This is a genomic window from Serratia sp. MMO-28, from assembly GCF_037199905.1.
Classification (GTDB): Bacteria; Pseudomonadota; Gammaproteobacteria; order Enterobacterales; family Enterobacteriaceae; genus Chania; species Chania oryzae.
The window spans coordinates 19,883-37,986 of sequence record NZ_JBBCVB010000035.1 but is presented as its reverse complement, the minus strand read 5'-3'; the positions used below and the strand labels follow the sequence as shown (position 1 = coordinate 37,986).

General features: G+C 49.4%; 14 protein-coding genes and 2 tRNA genes. 8 read left to right on the top strand and 8 right to left on the bottom strand.

The annotated features are described in order from the left end of the window. Positions 1-479 precede the first annotated feature (479 nt). The 3 genes from WG891_RS23250 (at position 480) to WG891_RS23240 (ending at position 2,420) form a co-directional block, all read left to right on the top strand. A complete protein-coding gene (locus tag WG891_RS23250) occupies positions 480-1,940 on the top strand; it encodes a TrkH family potassium uptake protein (RefSeq protein WP_337264671.1) in 1,461 nt (486 codons plus the stop codon). 310 nt (positions 1,941-2,250) lie between these two features. After that, positions 2,251-2,324, top strand: a tRNA-Cys gene (locus WG891_RS23245). Positions 2,325-2,334: 10 nt separating this feature from the next. After that, a tRNA-Leu gene (locus tag WG891_RS23240) sits at positions 2,335-2,420 on the top strand. Between the two features lie 515 nt (positions 2,421-2,935). On the opposite strand, the gene WG891_RS23235 is transcribed toward WG891_RS23240, so the two are convergent. Then, positions 2,936-3,379, bottom strand: coding sequence for a phage regulatory CII family protein (locus WG891_RS23235; RefSeq protein ID WP_337264672.1), 444 nt, complete (start codon positions 3,377-3,379; stop codon positions 2,936-2,938). 376 nt (positions 3,380-3,755) lie between these two features. Here WG891_RS23235 and WG891_RS23230 point away from each other — a divergent pair, with 376 nt between their 5' ends. The 5 genes from WG891_RS23230 (at position 3,756) to WG891_RS23210 (ending at position 7,827) form a co-directional block, all read left to right on the top strand. Continuing rightward, the gene (locus tag WG891_RS23230) at positions 3,756-4,325 is read left to right on the top strand and encodes a phage repressor protein CI (RefSeq protein WP_337264673.1); all 570 of its coding nucleotides are present in this window, start codon (positions 3,756-3,758) and stop codon (positions 4,323-4,325) included. A 10-nt stretch (positions 4,326-4,335) separates the two neighbouring features. Then, complete coding sequence (locus WG891_RS23225) at positions 4,336-5,433, top strand: ORC-CDC6 family AAA ATPase (RefSeq protein ID WP_337264674.1); 1,098 nt, start codon at positions 4,336-4,338, stop codon at positions 5,431-5,433. Further along, positions 5,400-5,921, top strand: a complete 522-nt coding sequence (locus WG891_RS23220) for a hypothetical protein (RefSeq protein ID WP_337264675.1) — start codon at positions 5,400-5,402, stop codon at positions 5,919-5,921. The genes WG891_RS23225 and WG891_RS23220 overlap by 34 nt, the downstream gene beginning before the upstream one ends. A gap of 97 nt (positions 5,922-6,018) precedes the next feature. Continuing rightward, a complete protein-coding gene (locus WG891_RS23215) occupies positions 6,019-7,023 on the top strand; it encodes a phage integrase (protein WP_337264676.1) in 1,005 nt (334 codons plus the stop codon). A gap of 42 nt (positions 7,024-7,065) precedes the next feature. After that, positions 7,066-7,827: a lysogenic protein gene (locus tag WG891_RS23210; RefSeq protein ID WP_337264677.1), complete on the top strand. Its 762-nt coding sequence runs from the start codon at positions 7,066-7,068 to the stop codon at positions 7,825-7,827. Between the two features lie 241 nt (positions 7,828-8,068). On the opposite strand, the gene WG891_RS23205 is transcribed toward WG891_RS23210, so the two are convergent. The 7 genes from WG891_RS23205 to WG891_RS23175 all read right to left on the bottom strand — a co-directional run bounded on the left by WG891_RS23205 (position 8,069) and on the right by WG891_RS23175 (position 18,101). Beyond that, entirely contained in the window at positions 8,069-9,577 is a 1,509-nt protein-coding gene (locus WG891_RS23205; RefSeq protein WP_337264678.1) for a M28 family metallopeptidase, read from the bottom strand. Positions 9,578-9,614: 37 nt separating this feature from the next. Next, positions 9,615-10,154, bottom strand: a complete 540-nt coding sequence (locus tag WG891_RS23200) for a dihydrofolate reductase family protein (protein ID WP_337264679.1) — start codon at positions 10,152-10,154, stop codon at positions 9,615-9,617. Between the two features lie 78 nt (positions 10,155-10,232). After that, a complete protein-coding gene (locus WG891_RS23195; protein WP_337264680.1) occupies positions 10,233-11,276 on the bottom strand; it encodes a methyltransferase in 1,044 nt (347 codons plus the stop codon). 68 nt (positions 11,277-11,344) lie between these two features. After that, positions 11,345-12,412: a methyltransferase gene (locus tag WG891_RS23190; RefSeq protein ID WP_337264681.1), complete on the bottom strand. Its 1,068-nt coding sequence runs from the start codon at positions 12,410-12,412 to the stop codon at positions 11,345-11,347. A gap of 55 nt (positions 12,413-12,467) precedes the next feature. Beyond that, on the bottom strand, positions 12,468-12,659 hold the full coding sequence (locus tag WG891_RS23185; RefSeq protein ID WP_337264682.1) for an MbtH family protein: 192 nt from the start codon (positions 12,657-12,659) through the stop codon (positions 12,468-12,470). A gap of 62 nt (positions 12,660-12,721) precedes the next feature. Beyond that, on the bottom strand, positions 12,722-13,774 hold the full coding sequence (locus tag WG891_RS23180; RefSeq protein WP_337264683.1) for a hypothetical protein: 1,053 nt from the start codon (positions 13,772-13,774) through the stop codon (positions 12,722-12,724). A 4-nt stretch (positions 13,775-13,778) separates the two neighbouring features. Continuing rightward, positions 13,779-18,101 carry a non-ribosomal peptide synthetase family protein gene (locus WG891_RS23175; protein ID WP_337264684.1) on the bottom strand — a complete coding sequence of 1,441 codons (4,323 nt, stop codon included), beginning with the start codon at positions 18,099-18,101 and terminating at the stop codon, positions 13,779-13,781. Positions 18,102-18,104 lie beyond the last annotated feature (3 nt).

The following is an 18,104-nucleotide window of genomic DNA, read 5'->3' as shown; positions in this document are numbered from 1 at the left end:
GATTTAACGCATCAATAACCGTATTGATATACTTTTCATTCTGACTCTCGCCCGACGCGCTATTAAACACAACGCTGTATTCAGGCTTGATCGCCTTATAAGCAATCAGCAATGCAGAGGCAAGGGTTCTAAACGTGATGATGGGCGTAGAAAAGGAGGATCCCTGCCAGAACAAAGAGTATCGGTATTATTTTAGGCCTTATCCTTTCACCTTTTCTAACCGAGGTGACCCCGTTCATGGCATAAGTTTTGTAGCCAACCATAAATCGTGCATTGGTGACAGAGATGTTCTCGCCTAAAAAGCTCAATCTCTTCTATTGCATTCTCCTGATTTAACGCTCAGCCTGAATCATAGTGCCGCTAAGGTAAAAGACAAATTTGATATTAAAATCTTACGCTTTTATGCCACTTGCTTTATTCTTTACTATGACAATTCACCCAAGGTGCCCGCTTGCCGCTAGCGTAGTCTGCTTAACAACATGGTCAATAAAAAACAAACGTTAGTCGTTATCAATCTTTGCAGTTTCCTGGTTCTGCTTTATAGCCTCTCTATGCTGCCGCCGATGATAATAGCTCTTATTTACAAAGAAAAGAGCCTGTTTTCGTTTTTCTACACCCTGATTATCGCTAGCTTGCTGGGGGGGATCTGTTGGCAAAGTTCGCGTCAAAAGAAAGTACAACTGCGTACTCAAGATGGTTTTTTAATTATCGTACTATTTTGGATATTCTTTTCTCTCATCAGCGCCCTGCCACTATGGATAGACGATACCCTGAATATCAGCCTGACAGATGCTGTCTTTGAAGGTGTCTCCGGTATCACCACCACGGGAGCCTCGGTACTGAATGATATCAGCGGTGTCCCAAAATCTATTCTTTATTACCGTGCCCAGCTTAATTTTATTGGTGGTTTGGGCGTCATCGTGCTGGCTGTTGCAATATTACCGCTGCTGGGCATTGGTGGCACCAAGCTGTATCAATCTGAAATGCCGGGCCCATTTAAAGAAGAACGTCTGACACCACGATTGGCCGATACGGCTAAAAGCCTGTGGTCAACCTATATGCTACTGGGGCTGCTTTGTATTCTTGCGTTCCGTCTGGCTGGCATGCCGTGGTTCGATGCTCTGTGTCATGGCCTTTCGACGGTTTCGCTAGGGGGATTTTCCACCCGCAATGAGAGTTTGGGCTTTTATGACAGCGCCGCCGTCGAAATGGTGGGAGGGATTTTCTCCATACTCGCGGCGGTCAACTTTACGCTTTATTTTGTCGCCGCTCAGCACCGCAGCCTGAAACCTTTATACAAAAACCCAGAATTACGTTTCTTCCTGTTGGCACTTTCCATTGTCATGGCATTGGTATGCATTCAACTCTTCAGCTCAAAGATGTACGGTGCCAAAGATGCTTTTGTTCATGGATTCTTGCTCACCAGTTCCATGATGACAGACAATGGTTTGGCAACCGCAGATTACGCCAACCTGCCCTCGCACACGGTGATAATCCTGCTCGCATCCAGTTTCTTTGGCGGCTGTGTCGGTTCGACCTGCGGCGGGATCAAGGCATTACGTTTCCTGATCATGTACAAACAAAGTCGGCGTGAACTGCACCAGATGTTGCACCCTAATGCGGTGTATACCATCAAGGTGGGGAGTGCCCCTATTCAGGATCGAGTATTACGCTCCGTCTGGAGTTTCTTCTTTCTTTATATCTTTTTCAGTTGTTTCTTCATCTGGGCGCTGAACCTGATGGGTTACGATCTGATGACCTCTTTCGGCACTGTCGCCGCCTGCATTAATAATATGGGCTTAGGTTTTGGCGAAACCGCAGCTGGCTTTGGCACCTTGAGTTCACCGGCTAAGTGGCTGATGTGCGCCACAATGTTGTTCGGCCGATTGGAGATCTACCCTATCCTCATCCTATGCTCACGCACCTTCTGGCGCTCCTGATAATGCGCTTTGACGCTTGGCGGCTGACCAGGAATAGTGCAAGGAATTAGCCGCCAAGATACTGAATTGATTAGATTATACCCAGATAAGGTAAGTTTTGAGCAAACGAGCAGAGCGCCAGGTGGAATACGCAATTTTTTGTTGCCAACCTTTTTTAATTAGTCCATAATCCTGCACATCGAAAGCACACAGCGTTAATAAAATTTAGTGTTTTCATAGAGATAAGTCATGATTGTCAATGCTTATCCTAGTAAAGTTTAATAAGGCTGGTGTATCACGAGTCTTGGCCTGAAAAGGCAAACAGAATTAAGGCGCGTTAACAAAGCGGTTATGTAGCGGATTGCAAATCCGTCTAGTCCGGTTCGACTCCGGAACGCGCCTCCAAATTTCCCGAGCCCGGGTGGTGAAATCGGTAGACACAAGGGATTTAAAATCCCTCGGCTTATGGCTGTGCGGGTTCAAGTCCCGCCCCGGGTACCACATTGATTTATAAAGATTTTCAAACCGCCTTCGGGCGGTTTTTTTGTGCCTGAAATCACACTTCAGAAGATAAAATTTAGCATCTGCATAATTATGCATGATCTACACGCGTCATTAACCACTAATAGTTCCCGCTCGTAACCGCTCCGCTGATGCCGTTTAGCCCGTAGTGCACGCATTTTTACATCAATGGGCGGGCCTATCGGTAACTTGCCAACATCGAACGCAGGTACCGTATGCCGCTCAGCGAATACACCTTCACCAAGAGAGTGAGCGATGCCTCTGCGTTCTTCTTGCACCAGTAGCGATCGCCGCGTTCCTGTTTGGTGTGTTTTATCCTTGGTGGCCCTTGCCGTGGCGAATTTCAACTGAGTTACTTTGGCAGCCTTTCTGCCGCCATAGTAACGGGGTGATCGAGATAGGATTATCCATGGTTGTCCTCACATAAAGCCAGGTAGTGTGCCATTGGTAAGTAGATCCGCTGTGGTTGAAAGCACGGGTATAGAGTGGAAACGCTATTCAATGGCGTAAGCAAACAACATCAGATCGCGAACAGCAGTATTAGCACGCGCTACGATGGCGTTTTTACGTTCTTTGGTTAATCGGGAGCCCGTCATTAACTGAACTGATTCACCCGCAAACTCCCCGGCCGCAGCACTAATTTTTAGCGCTTGGGCGGGAATATTAGTAGCAGATACGATTTCATCAGCAGCTACAGAAGGTAAACGGCCTAACTGCGCCAGTGCGCCATCGACCAAGGTGTAGTCTTTGGTATGATGGATAAGACGTAGAAGTTCATTAACGGTCAAGCGGTGCGGTTGGTCTGGGTTCAGTTTGTTACGCAATACCTGAGCAGACATTTCTGTGACTCGCGCAAGATCGGCAAGGTTATGGTTTTCAGCAAAGCGTTCACAAGCTGAATCCCAATGTGTATGTATGCCTTGCTGCGTATCAAACATATCCACAACCTTCACATTATCCGATAATTGGTTCACAAATTTGAATTCAAAGGGCGATTAAGGTGCATAACTCCGCTTCTTTGAGCAGAGCTAGCATGTTGATTAGAGTTCGCTCATTCCCGCTAACCTTTGGTCTGATAGGCAACTTTCCTTTATGGATCCAGTCATAGCAGGTGCCAACAGGTAAGCCACTGATACGAGAAAACTCATCAACTGTGACGAAAGGGGTGATCAGAGATATTGAAAGTGGCTTTTTCATAAGGCATTCTATTCTGTTAGTTATAAATGGTTACTGACTGATATCATTTGATATATTTTTTCACGATAAATTCAAATTTGTTATATTTCAACTTATAAAAAGTGGAAAGTGTTATCCATGAAATTTGACGGTGGCAAAGCAGTCATTCAGCGCATTCTTCAGGCATACGGCTTTAGTACGCAAAAGCAACTACATGATCACCTTGGCGTAGGGAATGGGACTGTAAGCACATGGATTAAGAGAGACTACTTTCCTGGGGATGTGGTGATTCAGTGTGCTTTAGAAACTGGCAGATCTTTAGAGTGGCTTGCACTGGGTACAAAGACAGTTGAATTCGATAATAAACTTGCCCATGCTGAGATGAGTAAGGAGTTCGATAATTTCGAACGATGGTCTTTGAATGATGGTACTTTTCAGGTGCTAAAAAACTTAGTTGTGGAAAAAGATATGTTTCCTCTATTGCCTCGAAATCCTCTGTATATACAATCCTCAAATATTGCGTGGCTGACCGAACGAGATTTTAACAGTATCACTGACGGCCGGTGGGTTTTGATAAAAGAAGAGGTTGCGATTGTAGAGAAAGTGAAAGCATTACCAGATAAAAATTGGTTGATTGAGGATGTTGTGTGGCCGAGTAGAAGTATTGATTTTATTGCAAAGTTCTTAGTGACCATTGATATTGGTTAAGGAGAGATTAATGTCATCGATAAAAATTAATAAAATTCTTAGGAAAATAGCCAAACGAGCCGAGAAGCTTGAAGGGCAATATATAATTGAGTCATTTGTCGATACGGGAACATTATTTGATTCGGTTACAGTAAAGGAAAATGCAGTTGTTTTTGGTCGTAGGGGCACAGGTAAAACTCATTTATTGCGATATGTGTCAGAGCAAATGAAAAATAATGGTGATATATCTGTTTATATTGATCTGAGAAATATTGGTTCAAATGGAGGGCTGTATTCAGAAGTGGATACTCCTGCGTCACAGAAAGCAATGACATTGATAGTTGATACATTGCAAGCAATTCATGAACATATAAAAGATGAAGCATTTAAACTACCAGAAACATCAGATATAAAATCAGAAGAACTTCTTGAGGGGTTAGATGATTTTATTGATTCAGCATCTAATACGAAGATCAGTGGAGAAAAGAAAACAACAACAGAGAATACTTCAGAACTAACATCTTCATATGGATTAAGTTTGGAGTTGAAGGCTCAACTTGATAGTTTAATTGCAAGTGGGGCAATTAAAGAAGATTTGGCAAGGGCGCTGAAAAGTAAAGAGATAATAGAAACAACAGGAAGTGAAGAATTTCACATTATATATCCAGACATTGCTAGAGCCACTAAAAAAATAAACGCAGCTTTGGGTGATAAAAAGTTATGGTTGCTAATTGATGAGTGGGCGGAAATACCATTAGATCTACAACCATATTTGGCCGATATGTTGAAGAGAACATTTTTTTCTCACCACAATATTATCGTCAAGATAGGTGCTATAGAAAACCGAAGTAAATTTCAAAAAGTATTATCTTCTGGATATAATTTAGGTATCGAGCTTGGTGCTGACGCTAGTAGTCATATCAGTTTGGATGAATTTATGGTATTCGATAATGATGCTAAAAAAGCGCAGAGTTTTTTATTAATCTTGTTCATAAGCATGCCTTGGCGTTTGATGATGAATCTGCGGTACCTACAAATGTGCGAAAATTCGCCTCTCAAACTTTTACTCAAGATAATGCGGCTAGTGAGTTTGCAATGTCTTGTGAAGGAGTTGCAAGAGATGCATTAAGCATTATTTCCGAGTGCGCACTTAAAGCGGAGAATGACAAAATATCAATACCTATCATTAGAAGGTCTGCTAAAGATTGCTTTATAAGAGCAAAGAAAAATACAATAGAAAGCATGCCAAATGCATCAGATTTATTAAATTGGATAGTAGACAAAGTTATCAAGGGACGCTCTGCCAAAGCGTTTATGTTAGAGTCGAGCATAAGAAATCAATTGATAGATTTCTTATTTGATAACAGGGTTTTACATGTAATAAAACAAGGGGCGTCAGCTCAAGATATCGTAGGTAGGAGATATAATGTTTACTCAATAGACTATGGTTGCTACGTAGATTTATTGAATACTATATATAAACCTAAAGGTCTTTTGATTGAAGAGAATGAGGATGGGAGTGAAGCTTATACAGATGTTCCTAAAAATGATTATCGTTCTATCCGAAGAGCCATACTAGAGTTGAACGAATTTTATGATAGTTTGAAGAGTGCATAAAATTCTCTGCGTGTATGTAATTACAGTCATCAAGTGTTGATGACTGTAATTACATACAGAAAAACGCTTATTACGTAATGCACTATAAGGATAGCTAATGGCGGTAAGAAAGTCCCCAGGTGGTAAGTGGATTTGTGAAATTTACCCGCAGGGTCGAGAAGGTAAGCGAATCCGTAAACTGTTTGCGACCAAAGGTGAAGCGCTCTCTTATGAGCGTCAGCTTAAATTGTACTCTGTGGATGTTGATAGCTCTTATGCAGAGAGCAACGCCCAAAGCTTGGTCACGTTGGTTAATCGTTGGTATGACATGCATGGTCGTTCTCTCGCTGATGGCGAAGGGCGCTTGCGTAAACTGGAACAACTATGCGAGAGTCTCGGCGATCCAGTCGATAGTGAATTCACCAAAGCTGACTTTGCCGAATACCGGAAACAACGCCTAAGTGGTAAATTTGGTCGATTCACAAAGCCAGTAAAAGAGTCGACGATTAACCGTGAACACTCGTACCTTAATGCAGTATTTAACGAGCTTAAACATCTAGGCGAATGGGAGGGAGATAACCCTCTTGATGGCCTTCGTCAGTTTAAAGAGAGCGAAAACGAACTGGCATTTCTCTACCAGGATGATATTGAGCATCTACTTAGCGTTTACGATCAATCGTCTAACCAGGATTTAGGTAATGTTGTTGGTATTTGTCTTGCTACTGGTGCACGTTGGAGTGAGGCCGAAGGTTTGAAACAATCTCAGGTTGTACCACATCGAATTACCTATATTAATACGAAAGGGAAACGGAACCGCACAATTCCAATCTCAAAAACTCTTTATAATCGGTTGCCTAAAAAACGCGGTGTATTATTTTCATCCAGTTATGACTCTTTCCGCCGAGCATTAAGACAGGCTGATATTGAGCTACCAGAAGGGCAGTTAACTCACGTTTTACGATACACATTCGCTAGCCATTTTATGATGAATGGTGGCAATATATTGGTTTTGAAAGAGATACTCGGTCATACCTCGATTCAGATGACCATGCGGTATGCGCACTTTGCTCCGGATCATTTGGATGCAGCGGTACAGTTGAATCCTAATGATAGATTACGATAGTTGCAACTGAATACACTGCGGGATTATTTTTCAGGAGATTTTATGGACATTAGTCTGGAAGAGTTCGCTGCAATAGCATCCATGGTTTTTTCTGGAATAGCTATTCTCGCATCTATAAGGTCTGCGAGAATTTCAGCGTGGGGTAATATTAAGGCATCTCAAGCAAGTCGGTCAGTTGATATTTTCTTGATGAATGAAAAACGGAGAGTTGAGAAGGAGGATAGGATACGTACATACAAAGAGCCATTAATTAGAGCTGCAGCAGACTTACAAAGTAGAATATATAACATTGTGAAGGGTGATTTTTTTCAAACCTACTATGTTGAGGGGGGCAGTAGGCAGCGAGATTACGCAATCAATAACACAGTATTTTTATTTGCACAGTTTTTTGCTTGGACTGAGGCTGCCAGATGTGAAATTCAATTCATAAGTTTAGATGACGATAACCAAACTAGAGAGTTATGTAAACTACAGAATGAAATTTATCATTATATGGGTACTGAGAAGTTAGGTGAGGTATTAATGGTGTTTGCAGGTGAACAAAGAGCAATAGGTGAAGGGATGCTAGTACCTTATGCTAATGGGGTGAAGTGTATTGGATATGGAAAATATGTTAAGGATTATATTCAACCCAGAGATGCTTCATTGAACTATCTTACTGAAGAGATTGAGCGTATAGCAGCAGGAAATACTAATGATGGGCATGTTAGACTTACAAAAATGCAACATGCCTTAATTGATTTGATGGATTTTTTAGATCCGGATTCTATTCGTTTCCCTAAAGAAGATAGAGAAAAGCTATAACCAAGTATGAGTAGGAGTTAACAATGTTAGAAAAGGAAAAAACAGAATGGATAGAGGAAGAACTCCGAGCCGCTGTGGAGGTTTATGCTCAAATGGGTCAGCAAGAAGCCGCGGGTGTGAAGTTTTGAGATCACAAGCGCAGCACGGTTAGCGGAGGGGGTACAGGATATTTAACCATCACATCCCTCCCCCATTAACGTGCAACCGTCATCGGCACGGTTGCACGCCTATCATGCGGGGCTCACTTGCGCATCACACCGGCGATCGCCGGGATCCACAAAGCCAAAGGGATGAGCCCAATAATTCCAGCGACGATAGGGAGTTGAAGCCCGGAGGTAACAAGATATATCACCGGGAAATAGAGGATCCCCGTAACGTATACTCCCAATAATGCCGTTAAGGAAGCCAGGTAGAAATGCTGTTTTAGCAGCGTGAGGAGAACACAGAACAGCAGCGGGATCGTCAGCAGGTAAACAACCGTGGAGGCAAGGAATGACAGCGCAGCACAAATCATACCCAAAAGCACGATCGCCCCAGGTTTAATCAGGGCACGCCGATTGCCGTTATTTTTCGCTGGATGGCGGCATTGCCATGCCCATACGCCGCATAATATCAGTAAACCTACACCGGCCAAATAGGCAGCCATTAACGGCATCACCAGCAGTTTGCCGAAGGGGAGCGGGAAATAGACCGCGTCTTCGTCGGCAGAAAGGGTAGAAACATCGACATCATGAATAAAATATTGGCCAACATCGCGTACCATTTTCTGATAGCGGAAGAGAGTTTCCGGAGGAAGGTTTTCTACCGTATCACTCATATGATGATAATGCTCAACCCCTTCGACCACGGCAAAGTTCAGCCCTGTGACGTTATAGGGTTTAAACGCCGTCATATCAGTATCGTTTTGCAGCATCTGGTAAATGAGCGGTGTAAATGAGAAAGCAATAATATCCTTCACACCGTTATTTAAGACGTTTATTAATCGGTTATTTTTGGGTGAAGTTTCAAATAACAAAGGCACTCCCCTGTTGCCTCTGGCTTCAAAATTGACCACCAGCCCGATCGCATCCCGTTCTGCGGGGCTCAGTTGAGAGACAAAATGCTTTGCCCCCAATAACCCCAGTTCCTCCCCGTCAGTAAGTAAAAAAATAACGTTATTCTTCACATCGCTATGCGAAATGGTTTCCCGCATCAGTTGCAGGAGGGAGGATACGGCCATGCCGTCGTCACTGGCCCCCGGTGCAGTACCGACACTGTCGTAATGAGCCATAAGCAGAACGGTGCCGGTCGCTCCCGGAACAGTATGCGTGACAATCAGGTTGGTGCCCTGCCCACGTTCTCCGTCTTGCAAGCCCGAGCGGATGCGTACTTCTTTTTCAAAACTGCCTGCGGCGCCCACGCGCGCCAGTTCGGCATCAAAGGCCTTACGCTGCGGCTCATTGAGTTTGGCGTAAAGCCTTTCTTGCTGGCTGACCATATCGGTAATGGTGAACGTGAACGGCTGCTCAACCACGCGATAGCCCATGGCGCTGATGGTCTCTTGCAGATAGTGCCTTACCTCCGCTTGACGCGGCGAGGCTGCCGGATGAGGATGGGCGGCGATCACGCCCAAATCTTGCTTTACATTCAGATAGCCTGCGTCGTGCATATCCGCATTCGTCAGCCCGGCGGGCTTCACCATACGAACCCCATGATAGGCAGCAAGCATGACTGCGATGAGCAGGCATAGGCTCAAGATAAGCCGTTTCATATTATTTCCTCTGTTTATCCGGCGCGCCGCGTGGCTACTATGTGAGTTTTACATCCGAGACACATTCCAGCGCACCACTTTGCAAAATGCGCTGTACCTTGGGGATCACCTGCACGTTTTGGCTGACAGGCAGCACGGCAACGCCGGAGCCCAGGAAAACCGGAATGGTGGTGATAAACAACTGTTGCAGTTCACCCGCCTCGGCAAAGTAAGCGGCGGTTTTCCCCCCACCAACCAGCCAGACATCCTTCTCACCCGCGGCGCGTTTTGCCTGCGCGGCAATGGTCTTCGCGTCGTCTTGTACTAGCGTGATATCCAGGCCAGCGGGTATTGCCAGCTCGCGGTGGGTCATGATAAAAGCCGGAACATTTTGATAAGGCCAGTCATCGGGCGCATTTTTCATGATCCAGTTATAGGTTTCGGCCCCCATGATCACGGCCCCGATGGTCTGATAGAAATCATCATAAGGGGTGGCGTCATCCCCCAGCGTGAAGCTCTCTAACCAGCCCAACTCGTGTTGTTGAGTGGCAATATAGCCATCCATGGTTGCGGCAACGTAATAAACCAGCTTAGACATTCTTTCTCCTCAAGGCTTAAAGCCAGGTATATGGCTTGATCTCTGTACAGCAGCAACGGTTTGATGCTGCTGACCGGGCTATTTAGGATAGGCGTAAATAATCCCGTTACCACTTGGCAGGCGTTTTACCTGTTCGACAACAAAGCCGCTCTGCTCAATAAGCGTTCTGAATTCACTCTCACTGCGCTCCTTCCCCCCCGTGATGCCAAACAGAGAAAGCATATAGAGATCCATCATCGCCCCCGTGGTATTAGGTTGCGTACTCTCTGCATCATCAATAACCAGATCAACCACCGCCAGCAGAGCGTTATCCGGCATACTGCGTCGACAGGTGGTGAGAATGTTGTGGCAATCCTCGTCGCTCCAGTCATGCAGGACATGCGATAACAGATAAAAACTGCCGTTTCCCGGCACTGCCTTAAAGAAATCGCCGGCGACGATCTCAACATGATCTGCTTTTTCACAGGCATTCAGGCGCTGCCTGGCAATATCGGTAGCGACAGGTAAATCGAACAGGATCCCACGGCTGTCTGGCCATTTCTCCAGCATATGCATCAGCAAGTGCCCAGAACCACCGCCAATATCAACAATGGTCTCACCATTACGCAGATTGATATGTTCCAGCAACTCTGGAATTTCCAGATCCAGCCCCATATCCTGCGAGCGATCGAAAATGGCTCTGCGCTCAGGATGCGCCTCAAAATATTCAAACAATGTGGTGCCGTATTGGCGCTGGAAACTGGACTCCCCGGTGCGGATCGTGCTTGCCATGCCGCGCCAGGCCTGCCCCATTTCACCGTTAATTAACAGCGCGCTGGGCTGTGCCGAGGCAAAAGCCTGCGTTGTCAGGCTTGCCCCGAGCGGGGTTAAAGCAAAGCCTTCGGCATTTTCACTGACCAGGCCGAATTGCTTTAACGCTTTTAACAGGCGCAAGAGCGCTGCCGGGTGGGTGCTCGTTGCTTCTGCCAGCCTTGCCACTGAGGTCGCCTGGTCATTCGCCTGCAACACATCGGGCAATTTCAATTCACAAAACGTCTGAATCGATTGAGAAATAAGCTGGCTATACAGTAATTGCCTGATCTGTTGCGGCATTACATCATGAGTATCTGCTTGGTTCGCCATATCCTGTTTATTCCCGCTAAATGAGATTAACGCCGAGTGCTCCTCCAGCCAAGCTGGAGGAGTAACCATTATTTGTGGGCAACGATGATGCCGTGCGGGGTCCACCCAGGAATGACGGTACGCTGCGGGTCTTTGAAGCCCGCTTCGGCCAAGCAGCGTTCATACTGCTGCCAGGAGTAAATCATGCCGCCTTCAGCCGGCAGGCAGGCAAAATACACGCTGTCGAGTGCCGCCATGACCGGGCCGTCGCCCTCATCGTTCGACATGGAGTTAAAGATGATCACACGCCCGCCTTCTGGTAACGCGTCGTAGGCTTTACGCAACATGTGAGTATTTTCTTCCAGCGTCCAGATAACCAACTGGTGGGCAAACATAATGCAGTCATACCCCGTCGGGAAGGGTTCGTGCAGAATATCCAGCGCCTGGGCGTTCACCCGGTCACCTAGCCCGGACTCGTTGATTTTGCCCTGAGTAACGGGGATCGAGTGCGCGATGTCCAGCACGGTAACGTTCAGATCCGGGTTGTGCTTAGCCAACGCTAATGCGTTAACGGCGTCGCCGCCGCCCGCATCAAGCAGTTTATGGGTGCGAGACAGATCCAGGTGCGCAACCAAATCCTTGTTGGCCAGCTCTGACCAGGAGCGCATATAGCGGTAGAACACACTTTCCAGCTTCGGATTCTGGTGCAGGCGATGGTAGAGATCGCGCCCCTCCCCCGGGAAGCGTCTGAGCCCGACGTTGGTGTTTTTCTGTAGCGATTCAGTAAAGTCTAATTGCCCTTCATAGACGATGTAATGCTCAAAGGCGACGGTATCTTTGAAACGTTGCCAATCATCGGTTTCCATCAGCTCTTTGATCACCTTGGCATTACGGTAGATACCGTTTTCTTTGACCAACATGCCTAATGACGTAGCACCCAGCAGCAGGATGTCTGCCGCACGCTCCTCCAGGTTCATCGCGGCGCTGATTTTCTCTTTGGTTGCTTCACGTAACTCGCTGACGTGTTCAAACAGGTTCAGCTCACAACTGGCTTGGAGATATTGAAAAGCAGCGTGACCAAAAAGAATGTTCGACAAGCCTGGCATATCCAACACGGCAGGTTTAGCACGATCGATGACGCGATGGGTTAATGTCATTTTCTTTCCTTCTATACGATGAGTGGTAGTTTGCAGTAAAGAGTGTTGCTTCACGTTAAATAGGTGCGGTGGGATCCACCCAGACCTCTGCAATATGGTCCAGGCAGTCTGCACGTGCCCCTTTGAACCCTTCTTCTTGCCAACCTGCCGGAATGCTTCTTCCAACAGGCCAGATTGAGTACTGTTTGCTGGCGTTAACGACGACGATGCATTGCACCGCATCGTCTTCACCCAGGAACGTCGCCATGGTTATCTCCTTTGCAATTTGGCTTCCCGCGTCATGAGCGGGAGCAGCCGGGAATATCGGCGTCACTTCACGCCACAAGCGTTATTGGTTTTCAACAGTTTGAGCCGCGACATCTTCAGCCCTTCCAGAACCTGGCCTGCGGCGGTGGTCGCATTCTCTTTGGCTAACAGGCTGGTATTCTCTTCGCCGACAAACTTTTCGCAGACGCCGCGATGGGCGGCATAAACTTCCGCCAAAACGCTGCGCATACGTTGCGCAAGGGCGGGTTGCGCTTGCTCAATAAAGTGCCAGGCCGCGGTGGATTGACGCATCAAACGGATCATGACCACGTGGTCGCGCCAGTTGATACCGCTCATCTTGGGCGGGGCGATCGGCGGCATCAGCGTGGGGCGAATCTGGCTAAGGTACTGTTGCTGGCTGAGATCCGTCGCAAACTCCAGCGTGATGCGGGAAATATCCATCAACTGAATCAACTTATTTGCCTGCGCGCAGGCCAGCTCAAAATCTTGATTGCGAGCAGCGCCGATCAGCAGTTGCGTCGACAGGCTCATGCCCTGGCACAGCACCATGAACAGCAGATGGCCGCGAACCCAGCGCCGCAGCGGGTCCTGGCTGTCCTCCCCGGCTTTGGCCTTCGCCGGTTGGAACAGAATGCGCACTGCAGGTAAGGCACGCGGCGTGGCAATGCCCTGCAGAATGGCATCGGCGGTAGCCATCATGTCATTCCATTCGCCATGACTGAGGCTCGTACCGTTGCGCTCTGCCAGCTCACCTGCCTGGATCACCGCATCCAACGTCGCGTTGATCATCAGGACCACACAGTCTCCCTGATGGCGTTCAATACCGAATGCAACATCATTGTCTCGGTTCTCCTGGCTCTCGCGCGGATCGTCAGTCATTAAACCTTCAGAGGCCGAAGGGAGTTGCGCCATCAGTTCCCGCAGCCGGTCGAGATACTGTTGCAGGCTGCGGGGCTGAGGTAATTCACCCAGGCTGGCCAGAATTCGGCGCGCTATCGCAGCCGATCCCGCCAGTGCTTGCTCGCTCTCCGGCAGGCTTTCCGGGCATCCCAGAATGAAAGGCGCACGTGCAATTGGAAATTCAAGTGATCCCATGTTGTTAATCCTGTGTCTCATAAATCGCCTGCCTGTTCGGCTCGGCCAAGAAACCTGTTTCGATCAGGTAGCGCAAAATTTTATGTGCGTACGCTTTAGTGGTCTGCGGTAGCGGAATATCCGAAGAAGCCAGCAGTTCAAATGTCTGTTGGCCTTCCAACAGAGGATTCACTTCATGGATAAATTCAGGATCAAGCGCACGGTGCGGCTGAGGATCGGCGTCTCTGATCAACGGAACCAGCGGATATAGCGGGTGACCCGGCGCGACAGACAGCGCTTTCTCACGCCCCACCTCAAAGTCAACCAGCTCGAATTGATAGCCAAACTCCTGGATCCAGTCACAGAACTGCCGGATGGTGACCGGATCGGGGTTAAACAGGTGGAAGAACTTATCCCTGGCTTGTGGCTGCAGTGAAATGTGGACGATGGCTGCGGCAACATAATCTACCGGGACGATGTCAAAGATACGTGGATAGTCGGGGACGATCTTCATCGGCAGGAAGCCGCGCAGAGCCACCAATAAGTAATCGATGCTCTGTGACGCCCCGGTTTCGCTATGGCCAAGAATCAGCCCTGGCCGGAAAATATTGACCGGTATGCCGCGCGAGCGGCCAAGATGCGCCACACCTTCTGCCACCCATTTACTGCCGGTGTAACCCGCCGGGACGCCGACGGCGGAACGCAGCGGCATATCATCTTCGATAAAGGGGCGCGGTGAATGTGTCGCCAACAGCGTATCCACGGTGGAAACGTATTGGACACTTTTCAGCCGCGTGGTGCAGGCCAACTCCAGAATGGTTTGCGTTCCACCCACGTTGGTGGCTTTCAACGCACTGTAGGGATAGACGAAGTTAACCAGAGCGCCATTGTGATAAATCACATCAACCTCTGCCGCCAGGGTTTGCCATTGCTGCTCGTTGAGCCCAAAGTGCGGTAACGCCAGATCGCCCACCAGAAAATCAACGCGCTGCAGTTGTTCCCCAAGAGTAATGCGGTACATGTCCAGCCCTTCCATGATCCGCGCCTTGGCATGGTGGGCATCCTTCGCACGGCACAGGCAGATGACCCGGCTGCGGGTGCGCTTTAGCAATTGCTCTAGCAGATACAATCCCAAATAGCCGGTAGCACCGGTCAGGAAAACCACCGCAGGCTGATACCAATTCGCGTGCGGTAAATCACCCGCCTGAATATGTTCATCCAGGAAAATATCCTGCTCCAGCGTTTGCGCATGCTGGCGTGCCAGCAATGAGGTCAGCCCTTCGCGTCGATAAATTTCGATCGCCTCCGCCACCGCTGCAGGTGTCGGTGTGCGGAAAAACTCATGGAGCGGTATCTGCACCTGATACTGCGCGGACAACCGGCCAGCCAGACGGGTGAGCAGGATGGACGTGCCCCCTTGCATAAAGAAATCGCTGTCAGGAGTGATGTAGGTTGCCCCAAGAACCTGCGCAAACTCATCCGTTACCGATTTTTCAAGCTCCGAGCGTGGTGCCCGCTGTTCAGTGGCCACAACGCTATCGCGGGCAGGGATCGCCAGTTGCTGCAGCTTGAGCATGTCGACTTTTCCGGTTGGCGTTCTGGGAAGCTCATCCAACAGCAGGAATTGCCCAGGGATCAGATAGGCCGGTAAGTGGCGTTGCAATATCTGCTTGATACTGGCGTCATTCAGGGCCGGTTGCCGTTCAATCGCCGCGACCAGCTGTGCCTGCTCCGTGCCAGCATGCAGGGCAAACACAATCGCCTCGTTAAGATCCAGTATCTGACTGAGCTGGTGAGCCACTTCGTTCAGCTCAATACGATGACCGCGAATCTTCACCTGATGATCGCGCCGCCCCAGGTAAGCAATAGCGCCGGATGACCCGCGGCGGCCCAGATCACCGGTGGCATACAAGCGCCCACGGCCAAAAGGATTGGGTAAAAAACGCTGTGCAGTTTCACTTGGCTTACCCAGATACCCCCGCGCCAGGTTCTGCCCGGCTAGCATGATTTCGCCCATCACGCCATCCGGCACCGGATTAAGATCGGGGTCAACAATATAGGCTGCGGTATTATCCAGCGGATAACCGATCGGTATTGCGGCGCCCCCCGTCGTCGGCACGTTAAAATAAAGCGCATCAATAGTGGCTTCCGTCGGGCCGTACAAATTGGCTACATCTGCCCGCCAGATTTGGCGGATTTTGCGCGCCAGCTCCGTGTTCAGGACCTCTCCACCGCTGAGTACCAGCTTGACTGCGCGACATTGATTGGCCGATGGATGGTCGATCAGGGCACCCAGCAGGCTCGGCACGCCGCCGAGTACGCTGACGTTGTGACGAATCATCAAATCCAGCAGAACATTGCTGTCCTCCATCGCGCTGACGTCGGCCAGAACGACGGTTGCACCGTTCAATAACGGCCAGAACAGCGCCCAAATGCTTGGGTCAAAGCTGAAGGAGTGGTTATGGAGCACGTTGTCGTGCGTCGACAGCGGCCAGGTTCGTTGCCGCCATGACAGGTTATTCAGCACCTGCCGATGTTCAACCATCACGCCTTTAGGAACGCCGGTACTGCCCGAGGTGTAAATCACATAAGCCGCATCGCGGTCCATCAGCCCGGCGGGAGGGGTCCAGCGCGCCTCGGGGTCAAGTTCTTCAAGCCACAGTTTGGCCGTCTCCGGCCAGCCAGCGACCGACTGAGTGCGCGAGGTAATCACCAGTTCGCAACCGCTGTTTTCAATCAAAAAACGGATACGATCGGCCGGTAAGCGCGGATCGATAGGCAGGAACGTATGGCCCGAGCGCAAGACACCCAGCAAAGAAGCGATAAAATCCGCTGAGCGCGGCAGAGCCAGCGCAATGATGCTGCCGGTTTTTGCCACGTGTTGCTGGATGTTAGCGGCCACACACTCCGCCCTGGCCCACAGATCGCGGTAAGAAAGCCGGTGATTGTGATCGATAACGGCGATACCTGCCGGCGTTTGCGCTACGGCGGCCGCCACCCGCGCGGTCAAGGTGCCCTCCTCCTGCGCCGTGCGCTCACCGTGGCAACGCATGAGGATCTGCGCTTGCATGCTTTCGCTCATCAAGGGAACCGTAGCCAGCGGGTGGTGGCGCGACGTCGACAACACCACCGCTAACGCCTGCGCCAATGTAGCGATCTGATGGCTATCCAGCACGTCGCCATCGTAGTCCAACGCCAGAGTCAGGGTGCCTTCATAAACCCAGCAGGTAATAAACAGATCGAGATCGCTTGAGGGGTGCCTGCTAGGCAGGTACACCAATTGGCCGCTTTCCACCGGCGTCAAGCCGACAGGCGTTGCAATGTACGCCACGCCGGTTTGGAAATAGGGAGCGCGGCTCAAATCTCTTTTGGGTGGGCAAATCTCCAGCAGCGAAGAGAATGAAGGTTTAACACCATGGTTAAACTGCTGCTCGACCTGATGGCAGACGTCGGCCAGGGTGCTGTTATCAGGCATATCTACACGAATCGGCAGATAGGTTTGCAAGGGGCCGACCAGCGCAGCATGCGCCCGATCGCGCACTTTGACGCCGCATAATGCCGACTGTGAGCCTTGCCAGCGCATCAATACCGTCAACCAACTGGCAACCAGGCTGGTTTCGCTCGGCGGCGAGCCCGCATGGGCGGTCTGCAGCTCATGTATCTTGCGGCGAGTGCCCTTGACCGGTGGGCGCGGAGACTCGCTAGGAATTTCCGTTGCGGCCGGTGCCTGGAGGGTCGCCCCCCATTGCTGCCACTGTGCTCGGTACTGTTCATCACGCAGTTGCGTTTGTTCTTGTTGGAACGCCGTCGCCAAGGCACCGGGAGCAGGCTGTTCATAGCAAGGATCGGCCAGGAAAAGGAACTGTGCGATCCGCTGTAGCGAGTATTCATCAACCACGATAGGATGGCCGCAAAGCCGCAGTTCGTAACATTGCGCATTGATGCGGCTAATGAAAATACGTAATAGCGGCCCCAAGCCAAGATCAAAAGGCGCGTTCACCCATTCGGCCAGATCATTGTCGGCATACCGTTGTTGAAAATATTCCAGTTTGACCTGCCCCGTGGGCATCAACAGCCGCACCGGTTGGCCCATCACTTCCACAAACACACTGCGCAATGCTTCACTGTGAGCCACCCAGGCGCTCAGGTTTTGTTGGACAAGAGCAATGTCCAGCGTTCCCGTAAATTGATAGCGCGCCGTAACCGGCAATGTGTCGGCGTCGGTTAATTGAGCAAGCAGCCAGAGACGTTTCTGTTCGCTGGATAACGGGTAAGCGCCGAGCGCCTCGCGGGCCTGCGGTAATGAACGCAATGCTGCCTCGAAGGCATCAACATTTTGACTCTGCACGAT

What these genes read in the sequence shown, in the direction of transcription:
- WG891_RS23250 (WP_337264671.1), top strand. Translation starts at nt 480, where the DNA reads ATGGTCAATAAAAAACAAACGTTAGTCGTTATCAATCTTTGCAGTTTC.
- WG891_RS23235 (WP_337264672.1), bottom strand. Translation starts at nt 3,379, where the DNA reads ATGTTTGATACGCAGCAAGGCATACATACACATTGGGATTCAGCTTGT.
- WG891_RS23230 (WP_337264673.1), top strand. Translation starts at nt 3,756, where the DNA reads ATGAAATTTGACGGTGGCAAAGCAGTCATTCAGCGCATTCTTCAGGCA.
- WG891_RS23225 (WP_337264674.1), top strand. Translation starts at nt 4,336, where the DNA reads ATGTCATCGATAAAAATTAATAAAATTCTTAGGAAAATAGCCAAACGA.
- WG891_RS23220 (WP_337264675.1), top strand. Translation starts at nt 5,400, where the DNA reads ATGTCTTGTGAAGGAGTTGCAAGAGATGCATTAAGCATTATTTCCGAG.
- WG891_RS23215 (WP_337264676.1), top strand. Translation starts at nt 6,019, where the DNA reads ATGGCGGTAAGAAAGTCCCCAGGTGGTAAGTGGATTTGTGAAATTTAC.
- WG891_RS23210 (WP_337264677.1), top strand. Translation starts at nt 7,066, where the DNA reads ATGGACATTAGTCTGGAAGAGTTCGCTGCAATAGCATCCATGGTTTTT.
- WG891_RS23205 (WP_337264678.1), bottom strand. Translation starts at nt 9,577, where the DNA reads ATGAAACGGCTTATCTTGAGCCTATGCCTGCTCATCGCAGTCATGCTT.
- WG891_RS23200 (WP_337264679.1), bottom strand. Translation starts at nt 10,154, where the DNA reads ATGTCTAAGCTGGTTTATTACGTTGCCGCAACCATGGATGGCTATATT.
- WG891_RS23195 (WP_337264680.1), bottom strand. Translation starts at nt 11,276, where the DNA reads ATGGCGAACCAAGCAGATACTCATGATGTAATGCCGCAACAGATCAGG.
- WG891_RS23190 (WP_337264681.1), bottom strand. Translation starts at nt 12,412, where the DNA reads ATGACATTAACCCATCGCGTCATCGATCGTGCTAAACCTGCCGTGTTG.
- WG891_RS23185 (WP_337264682.1), bottom strand. Translation starts at nt 12,659, where the DNA reads ATGGCGACGTTCCTGGGTGAAGACGATGCGGTGCAATGCATCGTCGTC.
- WG891_RS23180 (WP_337264683.1), bottom strand. Translation starts at nt 13,774, where the DNA reads ATGGGATCACTTGAATTTCCAATTGCACGTGCGCCTTTCATTCTGGGA.